This window comes from Sporosarcina sp. QA0331 (genome assembly GCF_055808055.1).
In genome coordinates, this window is sequence record NZ_CM147850.1 from 306,922 (window position 1) to 326,120 (window position 19,199).

18 protein-coding genes are annotated in these 19,199 nt (G+C 47.5%); 14 read left to right on the forward strand and 4 right to left on the reverse strand.

The window, feature by feature from the left end; all coding sequences use genetic code 11:
• Positions 1 to 56 precede the first annotated feature (56 nt).
• The 7 genes from AC0L13_RS01610 to AC0L13_RS01640 all read left to right on the forward strand — a co-directional run bounded on the left by AC0L13_RS01610 (position 57) and on the right by AC0L13_RS01640 (position 5,448).
• Positions 57 to 1,313, forward strand: a complete 1,257-nt coding sequence (locus AC0L13_RS01610; RefSeq protein WP_473643284.1) for a molybdopterin molybdotransferase MoeA — start codon at positions 57 to 59, stop codon at positions 1,311 to 1,313.
• A complete protein-coding gene (gene mobB, locus AC0L13_RS01615; protein ID WP_473643285.1) occupies positions 1,301 to 1,822 on the forward strand; it encodes a molybdopterin-guanine dinucleotide biosynthesis protein B in 522 nt (173 codons plus the stop codon). Before AC0L13_RS01610 ends, mobB begins: the two co-directional genes overlap by 13 nt.
• Positions 1,809 to 2,255, forward strand: a complete 447-nt coding sequence (locus AC0L13_RS01620; protein WP_473643287.1) for a molybdenum cofactor biosynthesis protein MoaE — start codon at positions 1,809 to 1,811, stop codon at positions 2,253 to 2,255. Before mobB ends, AC0L13_RS01620 begins: the two co-directional genes overlap by 14 nt.
• Positions 2,252 to 2,485 carry a molybdopterin converting factor subunit 1 gene (gene moaD, locus AC0L13_RS01625; protein ID WP_473643289.1) on the forward strand — a complete coding sequence of 78 codons (234 nt, stop codon included), beginning with the start codon at positions 2,252 to 2,254 and terminating at the stop codon, positions 2,483 to 2,485. Before AC0L13_RS01620 ends, moaD begins: the two co-directional genes overlap by 4 nt.
• A complete protein-coding gene (gene mobA, locus AC0L13_RS01630; RefSeq protein WP_473643291.1) occupies positions 2,485 to 3,057 on the forward strand; it encodes a molybdenum cofactor guanylyltransferase in 573 nt (190 codons plus the stop codon). Before moaD ends, mobA begins: the two co-directional genes overlap by 1 nt.
• Before the next feature lie 5 nt (positions 3,058 to 3,062).
• The gene (moaA, locus tag AC0L13_RS01635; RefSeq protein WP_473643293.1) at positions 3,063 to 4,073 is read left to right on the forward strand and encodes a GTP 3',8-cyclase MoaA; all 1,011 of its coding nucleotides are present in this window, start codon (positions 3,063 to 3,065) and stop codon (positions 4,071 to 4,073) included.
• 412 nt (positions 4,074 to 4,485) lie between these two features.
• Positions 4,486 to 5,448: a 2-hydroxyacid dehydrogenase gene (locus tag AC0L13_RS01640; RefSeq protein ID WP_473643295.1), complete on the forward strand. Its 963-nt coding sequence runs from the start codon at positions 4,486 to 4,488 to the stop codon at positions 5,446 to 5,448.
• A gap of 35 nt (positions 5,449 to 5,483) precedes the next feature.
• Here the strand turns inward: AC0L13_RS01640 and hutG are convergent, their stop codons facing one another.
• Positions 5,484 to 6,422, reverse strand: coding sequence for a formimidoylglutamase (gene hutG, locus AC0L13_RS01645; protein WP_473643297.1), 939 nt, complete (start codon positions 6,420 to 6,422; stop codon positions 5,484 to 5,486).
• An 88-nt stretch (positions 6,423 to 6,510) separates the two neighbouring features.
• On the opposite strand from hutG, the gene AC0L13_RS01650 reads away from it, so the two are divergent.
• A complete protein-coding gene (locus tag AC0L13_RS01650) occupies positions 6,511 to 7,932 on the forward strand; it encodes a helix-turn-helix transcriptional regulator (protein ID WP_473643298.1) in 1,422 nt (473 codons plus the stop codon).
• A gap of 98 nt (positions 7,933 to 8,030) precedes the next feature.
• The gene (locus tag AC0L13_RS01655; RefSeq protein ID WP_473643300.1) at positions 8,031 to 8,687 is read left to right on the forward strand and encodes a Type 1 glutamine amidotransferase-like domain-containing protein; all 657 of its coding nucleotides are present in this window, start codon (positions 8,031 to 8,033) and stop codon (positions 8,685 to 8,687) included.
• A 286-nt stretch (positions 8,688 to 8,973) separates the two neighbouring features.
• Here AC0L13_RS01655 and AC0L13_RS01660 read toward each other — a convergent pair whose 3' ends face one another.
• The gene (locus AC0L13_RS01660; RefSeq protein ID WP_473643302.1) at positions 8,974 to 9,549 is read right to left on the reverse strand and encodes an ECF transporter S component; all 576 of its coding nucleotides are present in this window, start codon (positions 9,547 to 9,549) and stop codon (positions 8,974 to 8,976) included.
• Between the two features lie 204 nt (positions 9,550 to 9,753).
• On the opposite strand from AC0L13_RS01660, the gene AC0L13_RS01665 reads away from it, so the two are divergent.
• The 5 genes from AC0L13_RS01665 (at position 9,754) to AC0L13_RS01685 (ending at position 17,198) form a co-directional block, all read left to right on the forward strand.
• The gene (locus AC0L13_RS01665; protein ID WP_473643304.1) at positions 9,754 to 10,599 is read left to right on the forward strand and encodes a pyridoxamine kinase; all 846 of its coding nucleotides are present in this window, start codon (positions 9,754 to 9,756) and stop codon (positions 10,597 to 10,599) included.
• A gap of 195 nt (positions 10,600 to 10,794) precedes the next feature.
• Positions 10,795 to 12,468, forward strand: coding sequence for a urocanate hydratase (hutU, locus tag AC0L13_RS01670; RefSeq protein WP_473643306.1), 1,674 nt, complete (start codon positions 10,795 to 10,797; stop codon positions 12,466 to 12,468).
• Positions 12,465 to 13,718 (forward strand): imidazolonepropionase, encoded by a 1,254-nt coding sequence (gene hutI, locus AC0L13_RS01675; RefSeq protein ID WP_473643308.1) that lies wholly within the window; start codon positions 12,465 to 12,467, stop codon positions 13,716 to 13,718. Before hutU ends, hutI begins: the two co-directional genes overlap by 4 nt.
• A gap of 89 nt (positions 13,719 to 13,807) precedes the next feature.
• Positions 13,808 to 15,127, forward strand: coding sequence for a YjiH family protein (locus tag AC0L13_RS01680; protein ID WP_473643310.1), 1,320 nt, complete (start codon positions 13,808 to 13,810; stop codon positions 15,125 to 15,127).
• 247 nt (positions 15,128 to 15,374) lie between these two features.
• Positions 15,375 to 17,198 carry a tetratricopeptide repeat protein gene (locus AC0L13_RS01685; protein ID WP_473643312.1) on the forward strand — a complete coding sequence of 608 codons (1,824 nt, stop codon included), beginning with the start codon at positions 15,375 to 15,377 and terminating at the stop codon, positions 17,196 to 17,198.
• Between the two features lie 212 nt (positions 17,199 to 17,410).
• On the opposite strand, the gene AC0L13_RS01690 is transcribed toward AC0L13_RS01685, so the two are convergent.
• Together AC0L13_RS01690 and AC0L13_RS01695 are read right to left on the reverse strand one after the other, a co-directional pair.
• Positions 17,411 to 18,208: a TIGR00266 family protein gene (locus AC0L13_RS01690; RefSeq protein WP_473643314.1), complete on the reverse strand. Its 798-nt coding sequence runs from the start codon at positions 18,206 to 18,208 to the stop codon at positions 17,411 to 17,413.
• Positions 18,209 to 18,269: 61 nt separating this feature from the next.
• Positions 18,270 to 19,145: a TetR/AcrR family transcriptional regulator gene (locus AC0L13_RS01695; protein WP_473643316.1), complete on the reverse strand. Its 876-nt coding sequence runs from the start codon at positions 19,143 to 19,145 to the stop codon at positions 18,270 to 18,272.
• Between the last annotated feature and the right edge of the window lie 54 nt (positions 19,146 to 19,199).

Below are 19,199 nucleotides of genomic sequence, written 5' to 3' on the forward strand. Positions count from 1 at the left end.
TCAATCCCTTCAAACATAGTACATTTAGTATATCAGAAGATAGGAGAGGAAACGTAATGGTGGAAATGAGAAAGCCGATTCCCGTGGTGGAAGCTGTCAGGCTCGTAATGGAGCACACAACACCTGTAGGAACAGAAATGATTGACCTTGAACACGCTTATGGAAGAGTGTTGGCTGAGCCAATCATCGCGAAACACGATGTACCTCCTTTTGACCGATCACCTTATGATGGATTTGCAATCCGGTCGACCGATTCTGAAGGAGCATCTGGCGACAACCGGATTTCACTCACAGTCATCGGGGAAATCGGCGCCGGTTATGTCGGAGACAAGCCGATCGGTGAAAAGGAAGCATATCGAATTATGACAGGCGCAAAAATTCCTGAAAACGCAAATGCCGTCGTCATGCTTGAACAGACAGTCGAAATGGAAGACGGATTTACGCTGCGGAAACCATTTGAGGTTGGCGAAAATATTTCGTATAAAGGCGAGGATGCGAAGGAAGGGGAGCTGCTTATCGAAGCGGGTTCACTCATCCATCCGGGGACTGTCGCATTGCTCGCAACGTTCGGTTATGCAAAAGTGAAAGTGGCGAAAAAGCCGGTTGCAGGAATTTTGTCGACAGGGACAGAATTGTTAGATGTAGCTGATGAACTCGTACCAGGCAAAATCCGGAATTCAAACGGTCCAATGATCCGCGCACAATTAAAGCGGATGGGCATCGAATGCCACTCATACGGTATGATGGCGGACGATTTGGATGCTTGTACAGCTGTCGTTGAGAAGGCGATTGCTGAAACTGATCTTCTTATTACGACGGGTGGCGTGTCGGTCGGTGATTATGATTATTTGCCCGCCATTTATGAACGGCTCGGCGCGAAGGTTTTATTCAACAAAGTGGCAATGCGTCCGGGCAGTGTAACGACTGTCGCGGCGCTTGGAAATAAATTATTATTCGGTCTTTCGGGCAATCCATCTGCTTGCTTCACAGGGTTTGAACTGTTTACAAGACCTGCAATTCTTGGGATGATGGGAGGAACAGCTCCTTATATGCCAAGAATGACGGCGAAATTGGACGAGGACTTTACGAAGCCGAATCCATTCACGCGCTTCATCCGTGCGACTTGGAAATTGACGCCGGACGGAGTTGTTGCAGTGCCTGCGGGATTCAATAAATCGAATGCCGTATCGTCCATTGCCCGGGGGAATTGCTTGATCGTGCTCCCAAGTGGAACGAGGGGCTTTGCTGAAGGGGATGAAGTCGATATCCTGTTAATCGGCAGTGAACAAGGCGTCAGCGAATGGACGTTATGAAGACATTGCACGTCGTTGGCTATAAAAATAGCGGAAAGACGACTTTGATTGCGAGATGGGTTCGTTTATTAAAAAAGAACGGTTTGTCTGTCGCGGTGCTGAAGCATCATGGACATGGCGGGAAGCCGGATATGAGTGGTTCTACGACCGATACGTCGCAGTTTTTAGTAAATGGAGCGGATGCGACACTCGTTGCGGGTGGCGGAGCGATTCAATTCAGTTGGAATGAAGAGCCCGATTTTGACAAGCTTAAAGAATTGGCAACGATCGGAAAGCCGGATGTGTTATTGATTGAAGGATATAAAGGTGAGGTTGGAGATAAAGTAGTTTTGCTACGCAATGAAGAGGATTGGGATACGCTCTGTCATTTGCAAGGGCGGCAGCTCGTGATCGGGTGTCCGGAAATTTCGTCGGATTGCTCCCATATTCATTCGCGTGAGCATTTGGAACAAATTGACGAATGGTTTGTGAAGTGGATTGGAAGGGGAGATGGCAATGAAACAATATGAAATCGTAGAAACACCGATAGAGGTTCAAAAATATATGGATTATGTGCTTCATCCTTCAGCCGGAGCTGTCACAGTTTTCACAGGCAATGTACGGGAGTGGACACACGGGGTGAAGACACTTTATCTCTCTTACGAAGCGTATGTCCCGATGGCAGAGAAGAAAATGGCGGAAATCGGGGCGGAAATGGAAGAGAAATGGCCGGGCGTACATGTCGCTATCGCCCACCGGATCGGTGAACTGCAAATTTCGGACATTGCCGTCGTCATCGCTGTCTCATCACCACATAGAAAAGCGGCATATGAAGCGAATGAATATGCCATCGATCGCATAAAAGAAGTCGTGCCGATTTGGAAGAAGGAAATTTGGGAAGACGGGGAAGAATGGATCGGTGCTCAGAAGAAATATCCTGAAAAGGGGGTTGAACAAAAATGATTAAAGTGAATTATTTTGCGAGACTGCGTGAATTGACGGGTAAAGGGGCTGAGACGCTTGACCGCGATTCGATGACAGTTGCCGAACTGCTGAACTGGGCAGAAGAATCCTATCCTGGATTTGGCGCGGATAATGTCCAAGTGGCAGTTAATGAAGAATATGCATTGAAAGATGATGTCATTGAGTCAGGTGATGTCTGCGCATTCATTCCTCCGGTGAGCGGTGGCTGATGAAGACGGCTGGAATTGTCCTTGCTGGAGGTTTATCGAGCCGGTTCGGTTCCCCGAAGGCATTTGCCGAATGGGATGGAAGGCCTTTCTATGAACAGTCATTGGAAGCTTTGTCGCCGTTTTGCGAAGAGTGCATTGTTGTGACGCGCCCCGAATTAGTAGACCGTTTCCCTGAAAGCTTGCTTGTAACGACAGACATGGAACCTTTTGCGGGGCAAGGTCCGATTGCAGGGATTTTGTCTGGGATGAAAAGACTGCCCGCCGAACGTTATCTCGTTCTTCCATGCGATATGCCTTTCATGACAGCTGACGTGATCGGGCGGTTGCTTGACTGCCATAGTTCTGGTGTGACTGCCGTCGTTTTGGACGGAAAGTTTCACCCACTCGTATCGGTGTGGGACGCTGTTGTGCTGCCTGATTTGCGAAAAGCGCTTGAAAACGGGAAGCGGCGGGTAATGGATGTTCAAGAGAAACATGGTGTCCGGTGGATTGAAGGCGAGTTGCTGACGGAAGACGACGCCAGCAAGATTTTCATGAATGCGAACACTCCGGATGTCCTGGAAAGGAGTTGACGAGGATGAATCCGATTGTAGATAAATTAGGCCGGCCGATCCGAGATTTGCGTATTTCGGTGACAGACCGTTGTAATTTCAGATGCACGTATTGCATGCCAAAAGAGATTTTCGGTGATGATTATGTGTTTTTACCGAAAAATGAGCTGTTGTCATTTGAAGAAATGGAGCGGTTTGCGAAGCTATTTGCGTCTCTTGGTGTGAAGAAGCTTCGGTTGACGGGCGGCGAGCCGTTAATGCGGCGCGACCTCCCCGACTTGATCGCGAAGCTGACAAAGATTGAAGGGATCGAGGATATCGGATTGACGACGAATGGCGTGCTGCTCGGTCAATATGCACAACCGTTGTATGACGCGGGCCTCCGGCGGCTGAATATGAGCCTAGACGCGATGGACCCCGAGCTGTTCGGGAAAATGAATGGGCGCGGCATTAAACCGGAACTTATCCTGAAGAACATCGATCGCGCGAAGGAAATCGGCTTCACGATTAAAATGAATATGGTCGTGCAAAAAGGTGTGAATGAAAGCGAAATTCTCCCGATGGCGGCCTACTTCAAAGAACGCGGCATTACATTGCGTTTCATCGAGTTCATGGACGTCGGCAACGACAACGGCTGGAGCTTCGAGAAAGTCGTGACTAAGAAAGAAATCTACGAAATGCTTCGCGCGGAATACGAAATGGAGCCTGCCGAAGAGGAGTATTACGGTGAAGTGGCGAAACGGTATCGGTATTTGGACAACGGAGCGGAAGTCGGCTTTATTACATCGGTTTCGGAATCGTTCTGCTCAACTTGTACGCGGGCAAGGCTTTCATCGGATGGAAAGCTGTACACTTGCTTGTTCGCTTCATCCGGTTTTGATCTGCGGGAATTGATTCGCAGCGGCATGTCGGACGAAGAGCTGCTCGAAGCGATTACTGGCGTTTGGCAAGGCCGCGGAGACCGTTATTCTGACGAACGAACGGAACAGACAGTGAAGAATCGGAAGAAGATTAATATGAGTTATATTGGTGGATAAATGTATGTGCTTCGCTGAAAGGCGGAGCACTTTTTGTTTGTTTTTAAGTAGGTCTTAGGTCATGAAATGACAATAACTCTCGGGAAATGATCGATAACTGTTGGGAAATGAACGATAAGTCGGCTCAAATGACCGATAAAAATGTGAAAATGACCGATATTCGCTAGGAAATGATCGATAACTTTTCGGGCGGCCATTTAGGTGTTATGAGGAAACTCTCGGATAGCTCCAAAGTCATGAAATGGTGATAACTTTCATGATTCGATAGATAACTTTCCACATTCAATAGATAATCCACGCGATTCAATAGATAACTCTCCATATTCAATCGATAAATTTGTGAACTCGATAGATAACCATAAAAAAGAACCGACTGAATTATGCTAAAATAAATGAAACAGGAGGGATTGCGATGAAACCGACTATTTTTATTACAAGAAAGCTGCCTGATGAGCTCGTGGCACCTTTAAAAGAGAAGTTCACTGTCCGGATGTGGGATTCGGAAGACGTGGCGGTGCCTGACGAGATATTACGAAAAGAGATTGCGCAAGCAGATGCGCTTTGGACGATGCTTTCGGATACGATCGACCGCGATATGCTGGAAAGCGCCACAAACTTAAAAGTAATTTCGAATTTGGCGGTTGGCTTCAATAATATAGATACGGAAGCGGCGAAGGAGAAGGGCATTATCGTGACGAATACGCCCGATGTGTTGACGGAAACGACTGCGGACCTTGCATTCGGCTTACTGCTTGCCACGGCGCGCCGTTTCAATTCGGCAGAGAAGGAATTGCGGGAAGGCGGTTGGCTTTCATGGACGCCGATGGGCTTTACAGGAATGGATGTACATGGGACAACCATCGGCATTATCGGAATGGGGCGGATCGGCGAAGCGGTTGCGCGTAGGGGGAAAGGGTTCAATATGCATGTACTTTATCATAACCGTAGCCGAAAGCTTGAAACAGAAGAAGAGTTTGGCGTCGAATACGCCGAATTGGACGACCTATTAAAACGGGCCGATCATGTTGTGATTCTCGTGCCTTTCACCGAAGAGACGAAAGGGATGATCGGCGAATGGGAACTGTCGCTTATGAAGAAAACGGCGACTCTCATTAGCGTGTCACGCGGCGGTATTGTCGATGAAGTCGCCCTCTATGACGCGTTGAAAAATGAAACGATTTTTGCAGCAGGGCTGGACGTTTTTGAAACGGAGCCAATTCCTCTCGAGAATCCACTGCTCACATTATCGAACGTCACGGCAGTCCCCCATATTGGAAGCGCAAGCGTCGAAACGCGCCGCACCATGATGAAATTGAACGTAGAAGCGATCATGAACGTGCTCGAAGGAATAGAACCGAAAAATCGTGTCGTCTGAATAAAAAAGCCCGCCGATCAAATGGCGGGCATCACTTAATTCATCAAATTCACAATCGCTTCATTCACAAAATGAGCTCCTAGCTTCACTGTCCGTCCGTTTTCGTCCAAAGCGGGATTCACTTCGCAAATATCGAAGGAACGCGTTTTCTCATGTTCCGCGACTTTCCGGATAATGGCGCGCACCGTAGACGGCTCCAGCCCGAATGGGGAAGGAGCGCTGACGCCGGGAGCGAACGCTGCGTTCAATACATCTGTACATAACGTGAGCATCACCGTGTCGTGCTCCGCAATGAAATTATCAAGTGCATTCATCAACTCATCAAGATGCCCAGGAATCATTTCGTCTTCATGCACGTATGTAATACCTAACAAATCTGCCCGGTCGAACAGTTCCTGTGTGTTTCCGTAACGTTGGATACCAGCGACGAAATACGAAGCATTCGAATCCTGCTCTAAAATTTGCCTGAACATCGTACCGGAAGAAGGCTGTTCGTCATACGGGCGCAAATCGAAATGCGCATCGATATTGACGATGCCGAGTGACGTATCTTTGCCAATGGCTTCACGGACTCCGAGATAATGTCCGTACAATGTTTCGTGACCACCGCCAAGAATAATCGGCTTTGCATTTTTCGAAAGGATAGCCGTGACCGCTTCGCCAAGTTGCTGTTGAGCGGACTCCAAGTCTTCGCCGTCACACGCAATATTGCCGACGTCATAAACCTGCGCACTTTCCTGGAAACGCCACGGAAGGTTCGCAAGCCCACTGCGCAAAGCATTCGGAGCTTCAGCTGCGCCAAGACGGCCTTTATTCCGCCGGACGCCTTCCTCGCATTCGAAACCAATGATGGCGCAGCCGCCTGAAATTTGCTCGATATCGGCCAGTTCAACGACTTGATGATAGCGGAAACTAGCACGGTCCTCCGTATCGTCAACCCGGCCTATCCAAATAGATTCATTGACTTTATTCATAAACACTCATCCTTTCTGAAATGAAAGACTTCTTGCCATCAGTATAAAGCTAGATTGAAATAAATCAAATCCCGAAAAAGGTGATCGCATGAAAATACGACTGCTTATTAAAGATTCACTCGAAGCGCAAGGGCTAAAATGGCTGCTTACTTCTCAATGGAATGACGTCCAAGTGGAAATTGCGGAGAGGGCAGATACTTCCGATGATGCGTACCTATACATTATCGACATGACCTACATCATGACAGCGGAATTCGAACTGCCGACACACGCCATCTGGCTCGGCATTTCCTCCGAAAGGACATTCCAAACAGTCTACAAAGCGCTCTCCCTAAAAGCGGAAGACATCCTCTTCCGGCCATTCCAACCCGACCGGCTCGTCAAACAAGTCCAGCAAATCCGCTTCCGCTGGCGGAATGAAAGGACGCAGCTGAAAGGCCCCGTCCAACCGCGGGAAGCAGTCGTCACATACGAAGATTTTCTCATCGGGGAGACAAAGGCGGAACATCCAGTGCTTTTAAGTTTAATCGCGCCATCGCGGTTGGATGAGCTCGACCATCTCGTCCGCGAACTCGAATTGCACGATTTTCCGACGGTATATGATATTTTCCCATTTTCGAATTTTGTCCTTGTCGTCCATCAGCTGAAAGATGTGCACATCCTACAAGAGGCATATTCGATTTTTTTCGCTCAATGGAAACGCCAATCGGACGCGTTGCTGACGATTTATTTGCATGCGGATGAAAACCGGATGTACCGGGAGCTTTATAAAAAAATGCGCAAGTATCATGAGCGGATCTTCTATGATGGTTATGATATTTTGACGACCGAGCAGGAGGACCTTCATTGGAGGGACATGGATCCGTTTTTATCGCCGCTTGAGCAACGGAAGTGGGTGGAGATGCTCGAGAAACGACAAGTGGCGGAAATCCGAGAGTGGATGGAACAGGATTTCCTGACGCTTGAATCGCCATTCCCAGACCCTGAAATGGTCCGTGTACGGCTGACGAGCATACTCGCGCAAATCCGCCGGTATATGACCGCGAAATCATTGAAGTCGCAGCCGATGGAGCAAGCTTACCATTCACTGTTTGAAACGGTTATCCGCGAGCCGGTCATGTACGATATCATTCAATCTTTCATCGGGTTCATTGCGGAATTGCTTCAGTCATCTGCGGGTCAATCGAATCAGGTAGGCAGCTTGGTCGAAAAAGTGCAGGAACGGATTGCGGCAAATTATTGGGATGCTTCCTGGAGCTTGGCGGCTTGCGCCGATGAGCTGAAGCTTCACAAAAGTACGTTGAGCCGCAAGTTTGCAAAGGAGGCAGGGAAGCCTTTCAGCGAAGCGTTGCTGAAAATGAGGATCGAGGAAGCGAAGCGTTTGTTGACAGAGACCGACTTGCCCGTTGCAGAAGTGTCAAAGTCCGCCGGCTTCACACATTCCCCGTATTTCAGCCGGCGGTTCAAAGAGGAGACGGGGATGACGCCGTATCAGTTCAGGATGAGGTAGAGATTAAGTGAAAGAAAAGGCAGCGAAAAAAGGATAACGGGTTTGGTTGATTGGGAGAAAGGAATAAAAGTTATTTATACTTTGCTAGGGGGGTACTGATGAAAACTCACTATTATTTAGGTTGGTTTACCAATTTATTTCCAGAGAATCTTGTCAGGGTGTTACAGGAGGATATAACTGATAGAAAATCGCTTGCTATGATTAGCTCGAATCCATCTTTTTATGAAGATGATGGTGCTACTGAACGCTCGTGGCTTGACCAGGCTGGCGTTAGGTTTGAGGAATATCATTTAATTAATTATCGCGTACAGAAGGAAGATGTCCAAACGATAATTCAAAATGCTTCAGTCATTTTCTTGTTGGGTGGGAATACTCTTAAACAAAATGATTTTTTAATGGAATATGAAATATCGAAGTCAATTAAAAAAAGCAGCGCTGTTGTGATGGGGGCAAGCGCTGGTGCAATTAACATGTCCGCTAAATGGTTATGCTCGAAAAACTTTGGATATGAAGTTGAAATGAGCTCTGTTTACAACGGAATCGGTCTTGACAATTTTTCCATCTTGTCTCATTTTGATCTCGAAAATAACATTGCCCTGGTTCAAAGCGAACTATCTCTCCTGTCGGAAGAAATGAATGTTTATGCGTCGAACAAAGATTGCGCTGTACGTGTAAAGGGAGACAAAATCGACATCTTAGGCAATGTATATTTAATTTCTCACTCGAAGATTCATAAATTGGATGAGACGCTCTAGTTGTAATGATTGGCTTAATTGAATTATTTCTTTATGCAAGGTCTCTATTATAAATTTAGTGATGGAGAACTGCGTAAATAGGATTGTCCAGAAAGCATAGATGTGCAGAACGGTATTCTGAAAAATACAGGACTTAAAAAACGCTTAGAATTCTAAGCATTTTTAAGTCCTGTTCTTTTATTGGTCGATTTACTGTTAAATTTCATGCTAATCAAACTGCTATTGCACTTTTTAGTGTTTTTCTCCCTATCATCCGAATCCATTTCTATTTCTTCACGGCTTTTACTTAAAATTTCTTCCGGAAAAACGGTGTTTTTTTCAAAGTGAGGCAAAGTGGTATGGCAATAAGCAGACCGACGACGCTTTGAATGAGGTCGCCCGGGATGGATGCCAGTGGCGCCACCCAGTTGTTATACATAATGCCTTGCCCGATATAGTAGACCGCGAGCATGACTGGTGTGGAAGCAACGGCCGCCCAGATGTTGAGTTTAACATTATCTCCCCGGTGACCGTTCGACCAGGCGATCTTTCCGACGATATAGCCTTGCAAAGCACGAGCGACGATGGTCGTCGGAGCCCAAATGGCCCAACCGCCAAAAATATCAAATAAGCCCATCCCGATGGCTCCGGCAAGTGCTCCCTTTTTTGGCCCGAATAAAATGGCTACGATAAACAGCATCGCTGTTCCAAGGTGGATTAATCCGCCTTGCCCAATTGGAAGTTTTATATTGATCATGGTTGCGATAAGTACAAATGCCGACAAAATAGCGGTAAGCACTAAATCGAAAGTTTTCGAACGCGTTTGTCGTTGTATAAGCACGATGTCAGTTTCCGATTGTTTTTTACGCTGTATGTTTTGCATATGCGAATCCACTTCCTCACTACATGGAATTTTGAGTACTTTCATTTTACTGAAAGACTGACCATCACAAAAGTGCCAGTTCGACGAAAGTAATAGGGGTCAGATAAGTAGAGAGGAAATTGTTCGTCTCCTGTATTCTTGATTACCCCTTATTGTGATACGATGGAGAAAGTGCAAGTACCGACGAGTTAGGTGGGAAATCTAATGAAAAAAGTTGCGGTCATCCAAGATATGTCATCCTTCGGAAAATGCTCGCTTACAGCGGCCATTCCGGTTTTATCTGTCATGGGGGTGCAGGCAGTGCCGCTGCCGACTGCCATTTTGACATCACAGACAGAGTACCCGAGCTATTATTGCGAGGATTTGACGTCGAAGATGAATCATTTTGTAGACGAGTGGAGCAAGTTGGGCGCTGCTTTTGACGGCATTCAAACGGGTTTCGTGACAGGCAAAGAGCAAATCGAAAATATCTTTTCGTTTTTACATACGTTTTACAAGGAAGGGACAACGCTTCTTGTCGATCCGGTAATGGGGGATCGAGGAGAGATGTATGAGGCTTTGTCTGGTGAGCTGATTGATTATATGAAAGAACTAGCGAGGCGCGCGGATATTATCACGCCGAATGTAACGGAGTGCTGTCTGCTGACGGGCCTGTCGTATGATAAGCTGCAAAGCCATCAAACGAACGAAGATTATTTATCCGCGATTGAGGAGGCGGGCCGGCAGCTGCAGTCAGCAACAAATGCGAAAGTCATCATTACCGGCTTGAATCCGCCAGCCATTTCGGAAACAAGACATGTTGGCAATATGTATATCGACGGATTCCGCACCTTTCACAGTCTTCAGGAATATAACGGAAAAAGTTATTCCGGAACGGGTGATTTATTTGCATCTGTCATTATGGGTGGCATGATGCGCGGCCAAGACGTTGCAGAGACAATGGAGCTTGCAGAGAAGTTTTTATCTGCCGCAATCGAAGCGACCGTGAAGGAAAGGATAATAAGCCAAGACGGTGTGAATTTCGAAACGTTTTTAGGGATGTTGCTTTAATAGAGTGAACTGTTTCTTGGTGGGTCGAGAAATGGTTCACTCTTTTATTCAATAGTAATGGAAATTAAATTCGTCAAAAATATGCACTAATTAATTATTAGTTAGTCAATAAAGTATAGTTTTGCTATCAATTCATAAACAATTATCTGAACCTTCCCTATAGAATGATAGTAACGAAAGGGAGGATGTTATAAAATGAAAGCGGATACAGTGGAGAAAGTTGTTCAATATACAGGCACAGAATTGAATACGAAGGGGTGGCAACAAGAGGCGGCGCTTCGGATGCTCATGAACAATTTGCATCCTGATGTGGCGGAGCATCCTGAGAAGCTCGTCGTCTATGGGGGGATTGGGAAGGCGGCGCGTAACTGGGAGAGCTTTGACGCCATCGTCCGTTCTTTGAAGGATCTTGAGAATGATGAAACATTATTGATCCAATCGGGTAAACCGGTTGCTATTTTTAAGTCCCATACAGATGCACCTCGCGTATTGATTGCCAACTCGAATATCGTTCCGGCTTACGCCAATTGGGATACATTCCATGAGCTCGACAAGAAGGGTTTAATGATGTATGGGCAAATGACGGCGGGCAGCTGGATCTATATCGGATCGCAAGGAATTGTGCAAGGGACTTACGAAACGTTTGCGGAACTAGCAAAGCAGCATTTCGGGGAGTCATTGAAAGGAACGATCACGTTGACGGCTGGCCTTGGCGGCATGGGTGGTGCGCAGCCATTGGCGGTGACGATGGCGGGCGGCGTCTGCATCGGAATTGAAGTCGATGAAACGCGTATCGATCGCCGTATTGAAACACGTTATACAGATGTGAAAACGGATTCTCTCGATGAAGCGATCCGACTCGCGGAAGAGGCGAAGGCGGAAGGGAAGGCGCTATCGATTGGACTTCTAGGGAATGCAGCGGATTTATTGCCAGAAATGATTGCACGTGGATTCAACCCGGATGTATTGACGGATCAGACGTCTGCGCATGACCCACTGAATGGTTATATTCCATCCGGCATGTCGCTTGAGGAAGCTGCGGATCTTCGCGCTTCAAATCCGAATGAGTACGTGAAACGGTCGAAAGCTTCAATGGCGAAGCATGTTGCGGCAATGATCGAGATGATGGATAAAGGTGCCATTACATTTGACTACGGAAACAACATCCGTCAAGTGGCGAAGGATGAAGGCGTTGAACGGGCATTTGATTTCCCAGGTTTCGTTCCAGCGTATATCCGTCCGCAATTCTGCGAAGGGAAAGGACCTTTCCGCTGGGTGGCGCTTTCGGGAGACCCGGAAGATATCCGGAAGACGGACGAAGTCATCTTACGTGAATTCAGCTATAATACGCATCTTTGCAATTGGATCAGAATGGCGCAGGAGAAAATCCAATTCCAAGGGCTTCCTTCACGGATTTGCTGGTTGGGATACGGTGAACGTGCACGTTTCGGAAAAATCATCAATGACATGGTTGCTAGCGGTGAATTAAGTGCGCCGATCGTCATTGGACGCGATCACCTCGATTCTGGTTCAGTTGCTTCCCCGAACCGTGAGACGGAAGCGATGAAGGATGGCTCGGATGTTGTTTCCGACTGGCCGATCTTAAACGCAATGATCAATGCGGTTGGCGGGGCAACTTGGGTATCTGTCCATCATGGCGGTGGCGTCGGGATGGGCTATTCCCAGCACGCAGGTATGGTTATTGTCGCGGACGGAACGAAGGAAGCGGAAGCGCGACTTGAGCGTGTGTTGACTTCGGATCCTGGAATGGGAATCGCACGCCACGTCGACGCGGGCTATGATCTCGCTATTCAGACAGCGAAGGAAAAAGGGGTTAACATCCCGATGATAGAAGGTGGAAATTCTTGAAACCGATCTGGATTAAACATGCAGCACAACTAGCGACAATTGCGGGTAAAAACGAGCCGCGCAAGAGCAAGGAAATGTCTGAACTAGGCATTATTGAAGATGGCAGTGTGTGGATTGAGGATGGCGTCATTGCAGCGATCGGCACAACCGAGGAATTGGAGCGTCAATTCGGCGACCGTGCGTCTGAGGCGGACATCATCGATGCAACAGGACGACTCGTCACTCCTGGCCTCGTCGATCCGCATACGCATGTTGCCTACGGCGGCAGCCGCGAGCGTGAATTTGAAATGCGTCTCGAAGGCGCGACGTATATGGAAATTATGAATGCGGGCGGCGGTATCCATGCGACAACACGAATGACGCGTGAAGCGACAGAAGATGAACTCGTGGAGCAAACGTTGCGCAGACTGGATTCATTCCTAAAGCACGGTGTGACGACTGTCGAAGGGAAAAGCGGCTACGGACTCGATCTTGAGACGGAACTGAAGCAGCTTCGGGCGATGAAGCGGTTGAATGAAATCCATCCGATCGACCTCGTACCGACATTCATGGGTGCGCATGCCGTCCCGCAAGAATATAAAGGCAATGAAGATGAATATATTGATAGCATTATTAACGATATGCTTCCTGTCGTGGCAGAAGAGAAGCTCGCGATTTTCAATGATGTGTTCTGCGAAGTGGGCGTGTTCACACCAGAGCAATCTGAACGCATTTTGGAGGCGGGGAAGAAGTTTGGGCTGATTCCGAAAATCCATGCGGACGAAATTGAGTCGTACGGAGGGGCGGAGCTTGCGGCGAAAGTCGGCGCCATTTCGGCGGAGCATTTATTGAAAGCATCTGACGAAGGTATTAAGCAAATGGCAGAAGCGGGAGTAATCGCTTGTTTATTGCCAGCAACTGCATTGTACTTACGCGAGGATGCTGCAAAGGGACGGAAAATGGTCGATGAAGGCGTAGCTGTCGCTATTTCGACAGACTGTAATCCGGGCTCGTCACCGACGACTTCAATGCCGCTCGTCATGAACTTGGCGTGCATCTCAATGCGACTTACTCCTGCGGAAGCGCTTGTCGCGGCAACGATGAATGCCGCTTGCGCAATCAAGATGGAGGACAAAGTCGGGTCGCTCGAAGTCGGCAAGCAAGGGGACATCGTCATGTGGGACATCTCGAACTATCAGGAGCTTCAATATTTATTCGGCGTGAATCATGTCGATAAGGTTTGGAAAAAGGGAGAATTGGTCGTAGGGTAAGGTTTTGCCGTGGATGAACAGATGCTGGATTCATTCACGGCTTTCTTTCAATTGAAGTTATTGGAACATTAGGAGAAGGGGGAAAGTTTATGGCGCAAGTAGGGGAGAAAGTGAAAACGCAATCAAATCCTGGCATGTGGAAGTTTTTTGTCTTTAGCGCGTTTGGGGCATTTATGTTTTTCGTTCCTGTCACAATCGGCGGAAAGAATTCAATTATGCTGGATCATATCGTCACATGGATTCAAACGTATGGCGGCGGGGCACTGCCGTATTATGCGTTGCTCGTTATTTTAGCCGGTGCAGTTTATCCGTTCGTTTCAGGCACTTGGAAAAAATCGAAGGTCGATGTCGTTTTTTCCTTTTTCAAAGTGATCGGTTTAGTTGTCGGCATCATGCTCGTCTTCAACATTGGACCGGCATGGCTTTTTGATCCTGACATGGGACCGTTTTTGTTAAATAAGTTAGTTATACCTGTAGGATTATTAGTCCCAATCGGCGCGATATTCCTAGCTTTATTAGTCGGCTATGGCCTATTGGAATTCATCGGTGTCCTCGTCCAGCCAATCATGCGTCCTATTTGGAGAACGCCGGGCAGGTCTGCGATCGATGCCGTTGCTTCATTCGTCGGATCGTATTCGTTAGGGCTTTTAATTACGAATCGTGTATATAAAGAAGGGAAATATACGGCAAAGGAAGCCGCTATCATTGCGACGGGCTTCTCGACGGTTTCTGCGACTTTCATGGTCGTCGTGGCGAAGACGCTCGACTTGATGAGCATGTGGAATTTGTATTTCTGGGTGACGTTAGTTGTCACTTTTATCGTCACGGCAATTACGGTGCATTTATGGCCGTTGCGTTCTATTAAAAACGAGTATTATGAAGGATCGACGCCTCAGCCCGAAGTGAAGCCGGAAGGGAAGCGCTTTGTAACTGCTTGGAGTGAAGCGATGGAGACAGTATCGAAAGCGCCGACACTCGGGCAAAATATCGTCATGAATGTTAAAGACGGACTTCTGATGGCAATGGCAATCTTGCCTTCAATCTTATCCATCGGACTGTTGGGGCTTGTGTTGGCTGAATTCACACCTGTTTTCGATTGGCTCGGATATATTTTCTATCCGTTCACATGGGCATTGCAGCTGCCGGAGCCGATGTTAGTTGCAAAAGCGAGCGCGCTCGGCATCGCGGAAATGTTCTTGCCGGCATTGCTCGTTGTGGAATCGGCATTGGTCGTCAAGTTCGTCATTGCGGTCGTATCGGTTTCGTCCATCATCTTTTTCTCTGCGGTTGTGCCGTGTATCGTTTCAACAGAAATTCCGATTTCCATTCCGCAGCTCATTGCGATCTGGGTGCAACGTGTCATTTTGACAATCATTATCGTGACGCCAATTGCGTATTTATTGCTATAGGGGAAGTTGAAAACACCCGGGAGGCCCCGGGTGTTTTTAGTTTCGATCATTTCTAAAGGTTTATCGATCATTTCCCAGAAATTATCGGTCAATTGAAGTGAGTTATCGTTCATTTCCCGGAAGTTATCGATCATTTCCTAAGAGTTATTGTCATTTCAGGACCATTGAACTACAAAAAAATAGCCGAAGCGACATCGCCACATCATATTTGTTATGATGAGGGAAAGCATCAAGAGGGGGTTGTATGATGATTGGCAGAAATGATCCTTGCACGTGCGGGAGTGGAAAAAAGTATAAGAAATGCTGCGGGAAGACGGGGCCTGATTTAGTCGGAATGCTTGTGAATGAAGAGGTGGATCAAATCCTTGGTAATTTCTTTGAGCTTTATCCAAAAGGGGAAGACCGGAAAGAGATGATCCGGATGATGCGGGAGTGGCTACTTCGTCTTTCGGACAGCTGGATGAAGGATGATATCGAAGAGGCAGCGGGTGAATTTTATTTATTCGTCTACAATCCGACCGGCTGGCATGAATACATACAGGAGCAATTAGGGGTAGCGAAGCGTGAAGCGGTCGTTTCGGTTTTAAAGGCGTGGGACGAGCCTTTCATGCTTCTCGCGGAAGTGGTCGGCGCTGAAACGAGCATGCTGAAAGTCCGTCAGCTGTTCACCGGAGAAGAATATTATGTCACCCGCAATGAAGGAATGCCAGTCGACGAAGGAACGTTAATGTTCGGGGCGGTGTTGCGTGATCCGCGCAAAAGGGAAGACGCAATCGCGCCGGTTTCTTCGATGATGTTCCTCGCAAAATGGAGCAAGCAGACGAAGCGGTCGTTGATGGAATTGCGAGAAGACAATGAAGGGAAGACACCTGAGGAATTCGTGCGTGCACATGCGCTCGATATTTATGAGCTTTTCATTAAACGGAGCTTGGCGTCGCTTAATGAATTGGTCGAGGAAGTACTCGTTCCTTCGCAATTGGATGCATTGAAAGCGTTGGAAGTGGCGTTGCGTGAACTCGGACAGGACGCTGACACGCGGGAGAATATGCATAAATTAGCGGTCGCGTACTTCATGAATGTTCAGCAGGAAATTCCATCGGTGAATGATTTTGTTGCAGCTGCTGTTTGGACGGGTGCAAAGCTCGGCGTCGTGAGAGGTCTAGAAGATAGTGAGGCGGAAATTGCATCCCGCTATGAAGCGTCATGTGAAGGGATGAAGCCGTTTGTTGACGATTTATCCTCCTTATATGAAGAAATGATGGGCAGCTTCGATGAACCGATGGCGAATGTTGTGTACGACATCGGCACCGATCCGCGTCTTACAGAAAAAGGTCTTTGGGAAACGGCGATGACGACGGCTGGTGTCGTTGAACCGGAACGGAAGCCTGATGTCGATGAAGGAAGGGCGCAAATGCTTGCATATGAAGCGTTTGCCGCAGAAAGCGAAGAGGAACGTCGGGAGCTCGCTGCGAAGGCGATAGCGATTTCGCCTACACTTCCGGATGCACTATTGCTTGAGGCGGAAGTAGAAGGTGATATGAAGAAAGCGTCCGCCCTATACGAAAAGGCGATTCGCAATGCGAGCAAGACGTTCGAGCCTGGTGAAAATCCGTGGATGAATCTTCCGAACCGGCCATTCATGCGAGCCGCTTTCGCGTATGGCGTCCATTTATTCAAACAAAGAGAATTTGATGAGGCGGCAGACGTATTCAAGGATCTCGTCCGAATGAACCCGACAGATAATCAAGGCGCACGCTTTGAAGCGGTTGCTTGTTTGATCCATGCCGAGCGATTTAACGAAGCTGCTGAACTGATGGTCCGCTATGAAAAAGGTTCACAAAGTGATGCGACGTATTTATACCTTGATTGGAAATTGGAGCTTGATGCATCAGGCGGGAAATCGGAAGAAGCTAGGGAAATGCTCGAAAAAGCGGCGAAGGCGAATGGCCACGTCATGCATTTGATGACGTTCAAGGCGAAAACAATCGATTATCCGAAACAGATGAACATCCAACCGGGAAGTGAAGAGGAAGCGCGCTATGTTTGGCTGTTGTTGAATGGCGCAAATTAAAGTAATATGTCCGTTTATGCGTGAATTTCTGCATTTATGAGCGATATTGGCGGTTTATGCGTCAATTTGAGGATTTATGCGCGTCTGACAGCGGTTATGCGTTGAATTTTGGATTTATGCTTCATTCGACAAATTTATGCGTGATTTTGCAACTTTATGAGTGGTTCGAGCATGAAAAAACCGGGACGCCGAGGCGTTCCGGTTTTACTTTCTTATTTTCCGCCAAGCATATTGAACAATCCGCCTGCGATGCTGCCTTCGTCGCGTGAGCCGCCGCCTGGAGTTTGCGGAGCTGCTGCGAAGACGCGGCTTGCGAGTCTGGAGAACGGCAATGATTGAATCCATACTTTGCCCGGCCCTCTTAATGTTGCGAAGAACAATCCTTCGCCGCCGAACAATGCCGTTTTGACGCCTTTCACCATTTCAATATTATAGTCGACGTCCTGCGTCATAGCGACGAGGCATCCTGTGTCGACACGTAGTGTTTCACCTGGGGAAAGGGTTTTCTCGATGATTGTTCCTCCCGCGTGAACGAACGCCATGCCGTCCCCTTCAAGCTTCTGCATAATGAAGCCTTCGCCGCCGAAAAAGCCGACGCCAAGTTTCCTTTGAAATTCAACCCCGACAGAAACGCCTTTTGCAGCTGCTAAAAATGCATCCTTCTGACAGACGATCTTGCCGTTATATTCACTTAAATCCATCGGAATGATTTTGCCGGGATAAGGAGCTGCAAAGGAAGCGTGCTTTTTACCTGAACCTTCATTCGTGAACGTTGTCATGAAGAGGCTTTCCCCAGTCAACAAACGTTTTCCGGCTCCCATCAATTTGCCCATAAGTCCGCCGCCTGAGTTGCCAGAGCCGTCTCCGAAGATCGTCTCCATCTCAATTCCGTCCTCCATCATCATCAAAGAACCGGCCTCTGCGACGACTGTTTCGCCGGGATCGAGTTCGACCTCTACAAATTGCATATCGTCTCCATACAGTTTGAAATCGATTTCGTGATTGTTCATAAATAGCCTCCTCCAATTTAGTTGCTGATTAATTGTACGGCAGACTTCATCGAAAGTTTCATTACTTTGTATTAATTGTATCGATATATTTCCAAAGTAAATATAAGACTTCATTCACACGATCGGCAAGCTGTGTGCCGTTGCTCGCTTCGCGGAATGAACGACCGACCGCTTCCAATAGGGATACCCTTGGTTTTTCGGTTTGCAGCTCCGTTAATAGGAATTCCGTATATTCCAGACTGCTTTCATCCAGCTCCAACTCCCTTTTCAGTGCGACTAGTACTTCATGGATTTTTTCCTTCAACTCTTTGGAAGGAACCCCTATAGGTGTAATCATATGCTTTTCAAGAAGGACGTCCTTCTGTTCTATTAAGTCGGACATAAGGGCGTCCATCCTCCGAAACGTGAAATGGACAAGCTTTCCGATGTCTAGATCTTTGGAGGAGCCGGCTTTCCAGAAGTGGTTCAGTTGTTGGATCATCCCAAGAGTCATGACGGAGCAATCGAATGCATGGGGTTCCGCTTTCTTGCCATAGACGTCGACGAGGCGACCGGCAATCCATTTCAACTCGCCGAGATGGTACGCTTTCACGAAATTTCGTAGCTCTTCATCATTGGAATAAAAAACTGCCTCGTAAATCGGAAGTAAATTTAGCTCCCGGTTTACTTGCATCCGGACGAGGATTTGCTCTGCCAATATGTCTTTATTCTTTTTATCCCGACCAGCGAGCAGTTCGCGCCTTCGAATGACAGACTCATTATGAGCATCTTCCAATATGGCCATGAGGCATTCGTTTTTGGAAGTGAAATAATTATAGAACGTTCCTTTGGAGATTTTCGCCTCCTCCAAAATGTCTTGGACGGAAGTGGATGTGAATCCTTTTTCAATAAATAGCTTCTTTGCGGTTAACATGACTTGTCGTTTACGCTCGTTCATCTATCTCACCTTACATTTTAGACTTGAAGTATAAATTGATTTTATCAGACAAAA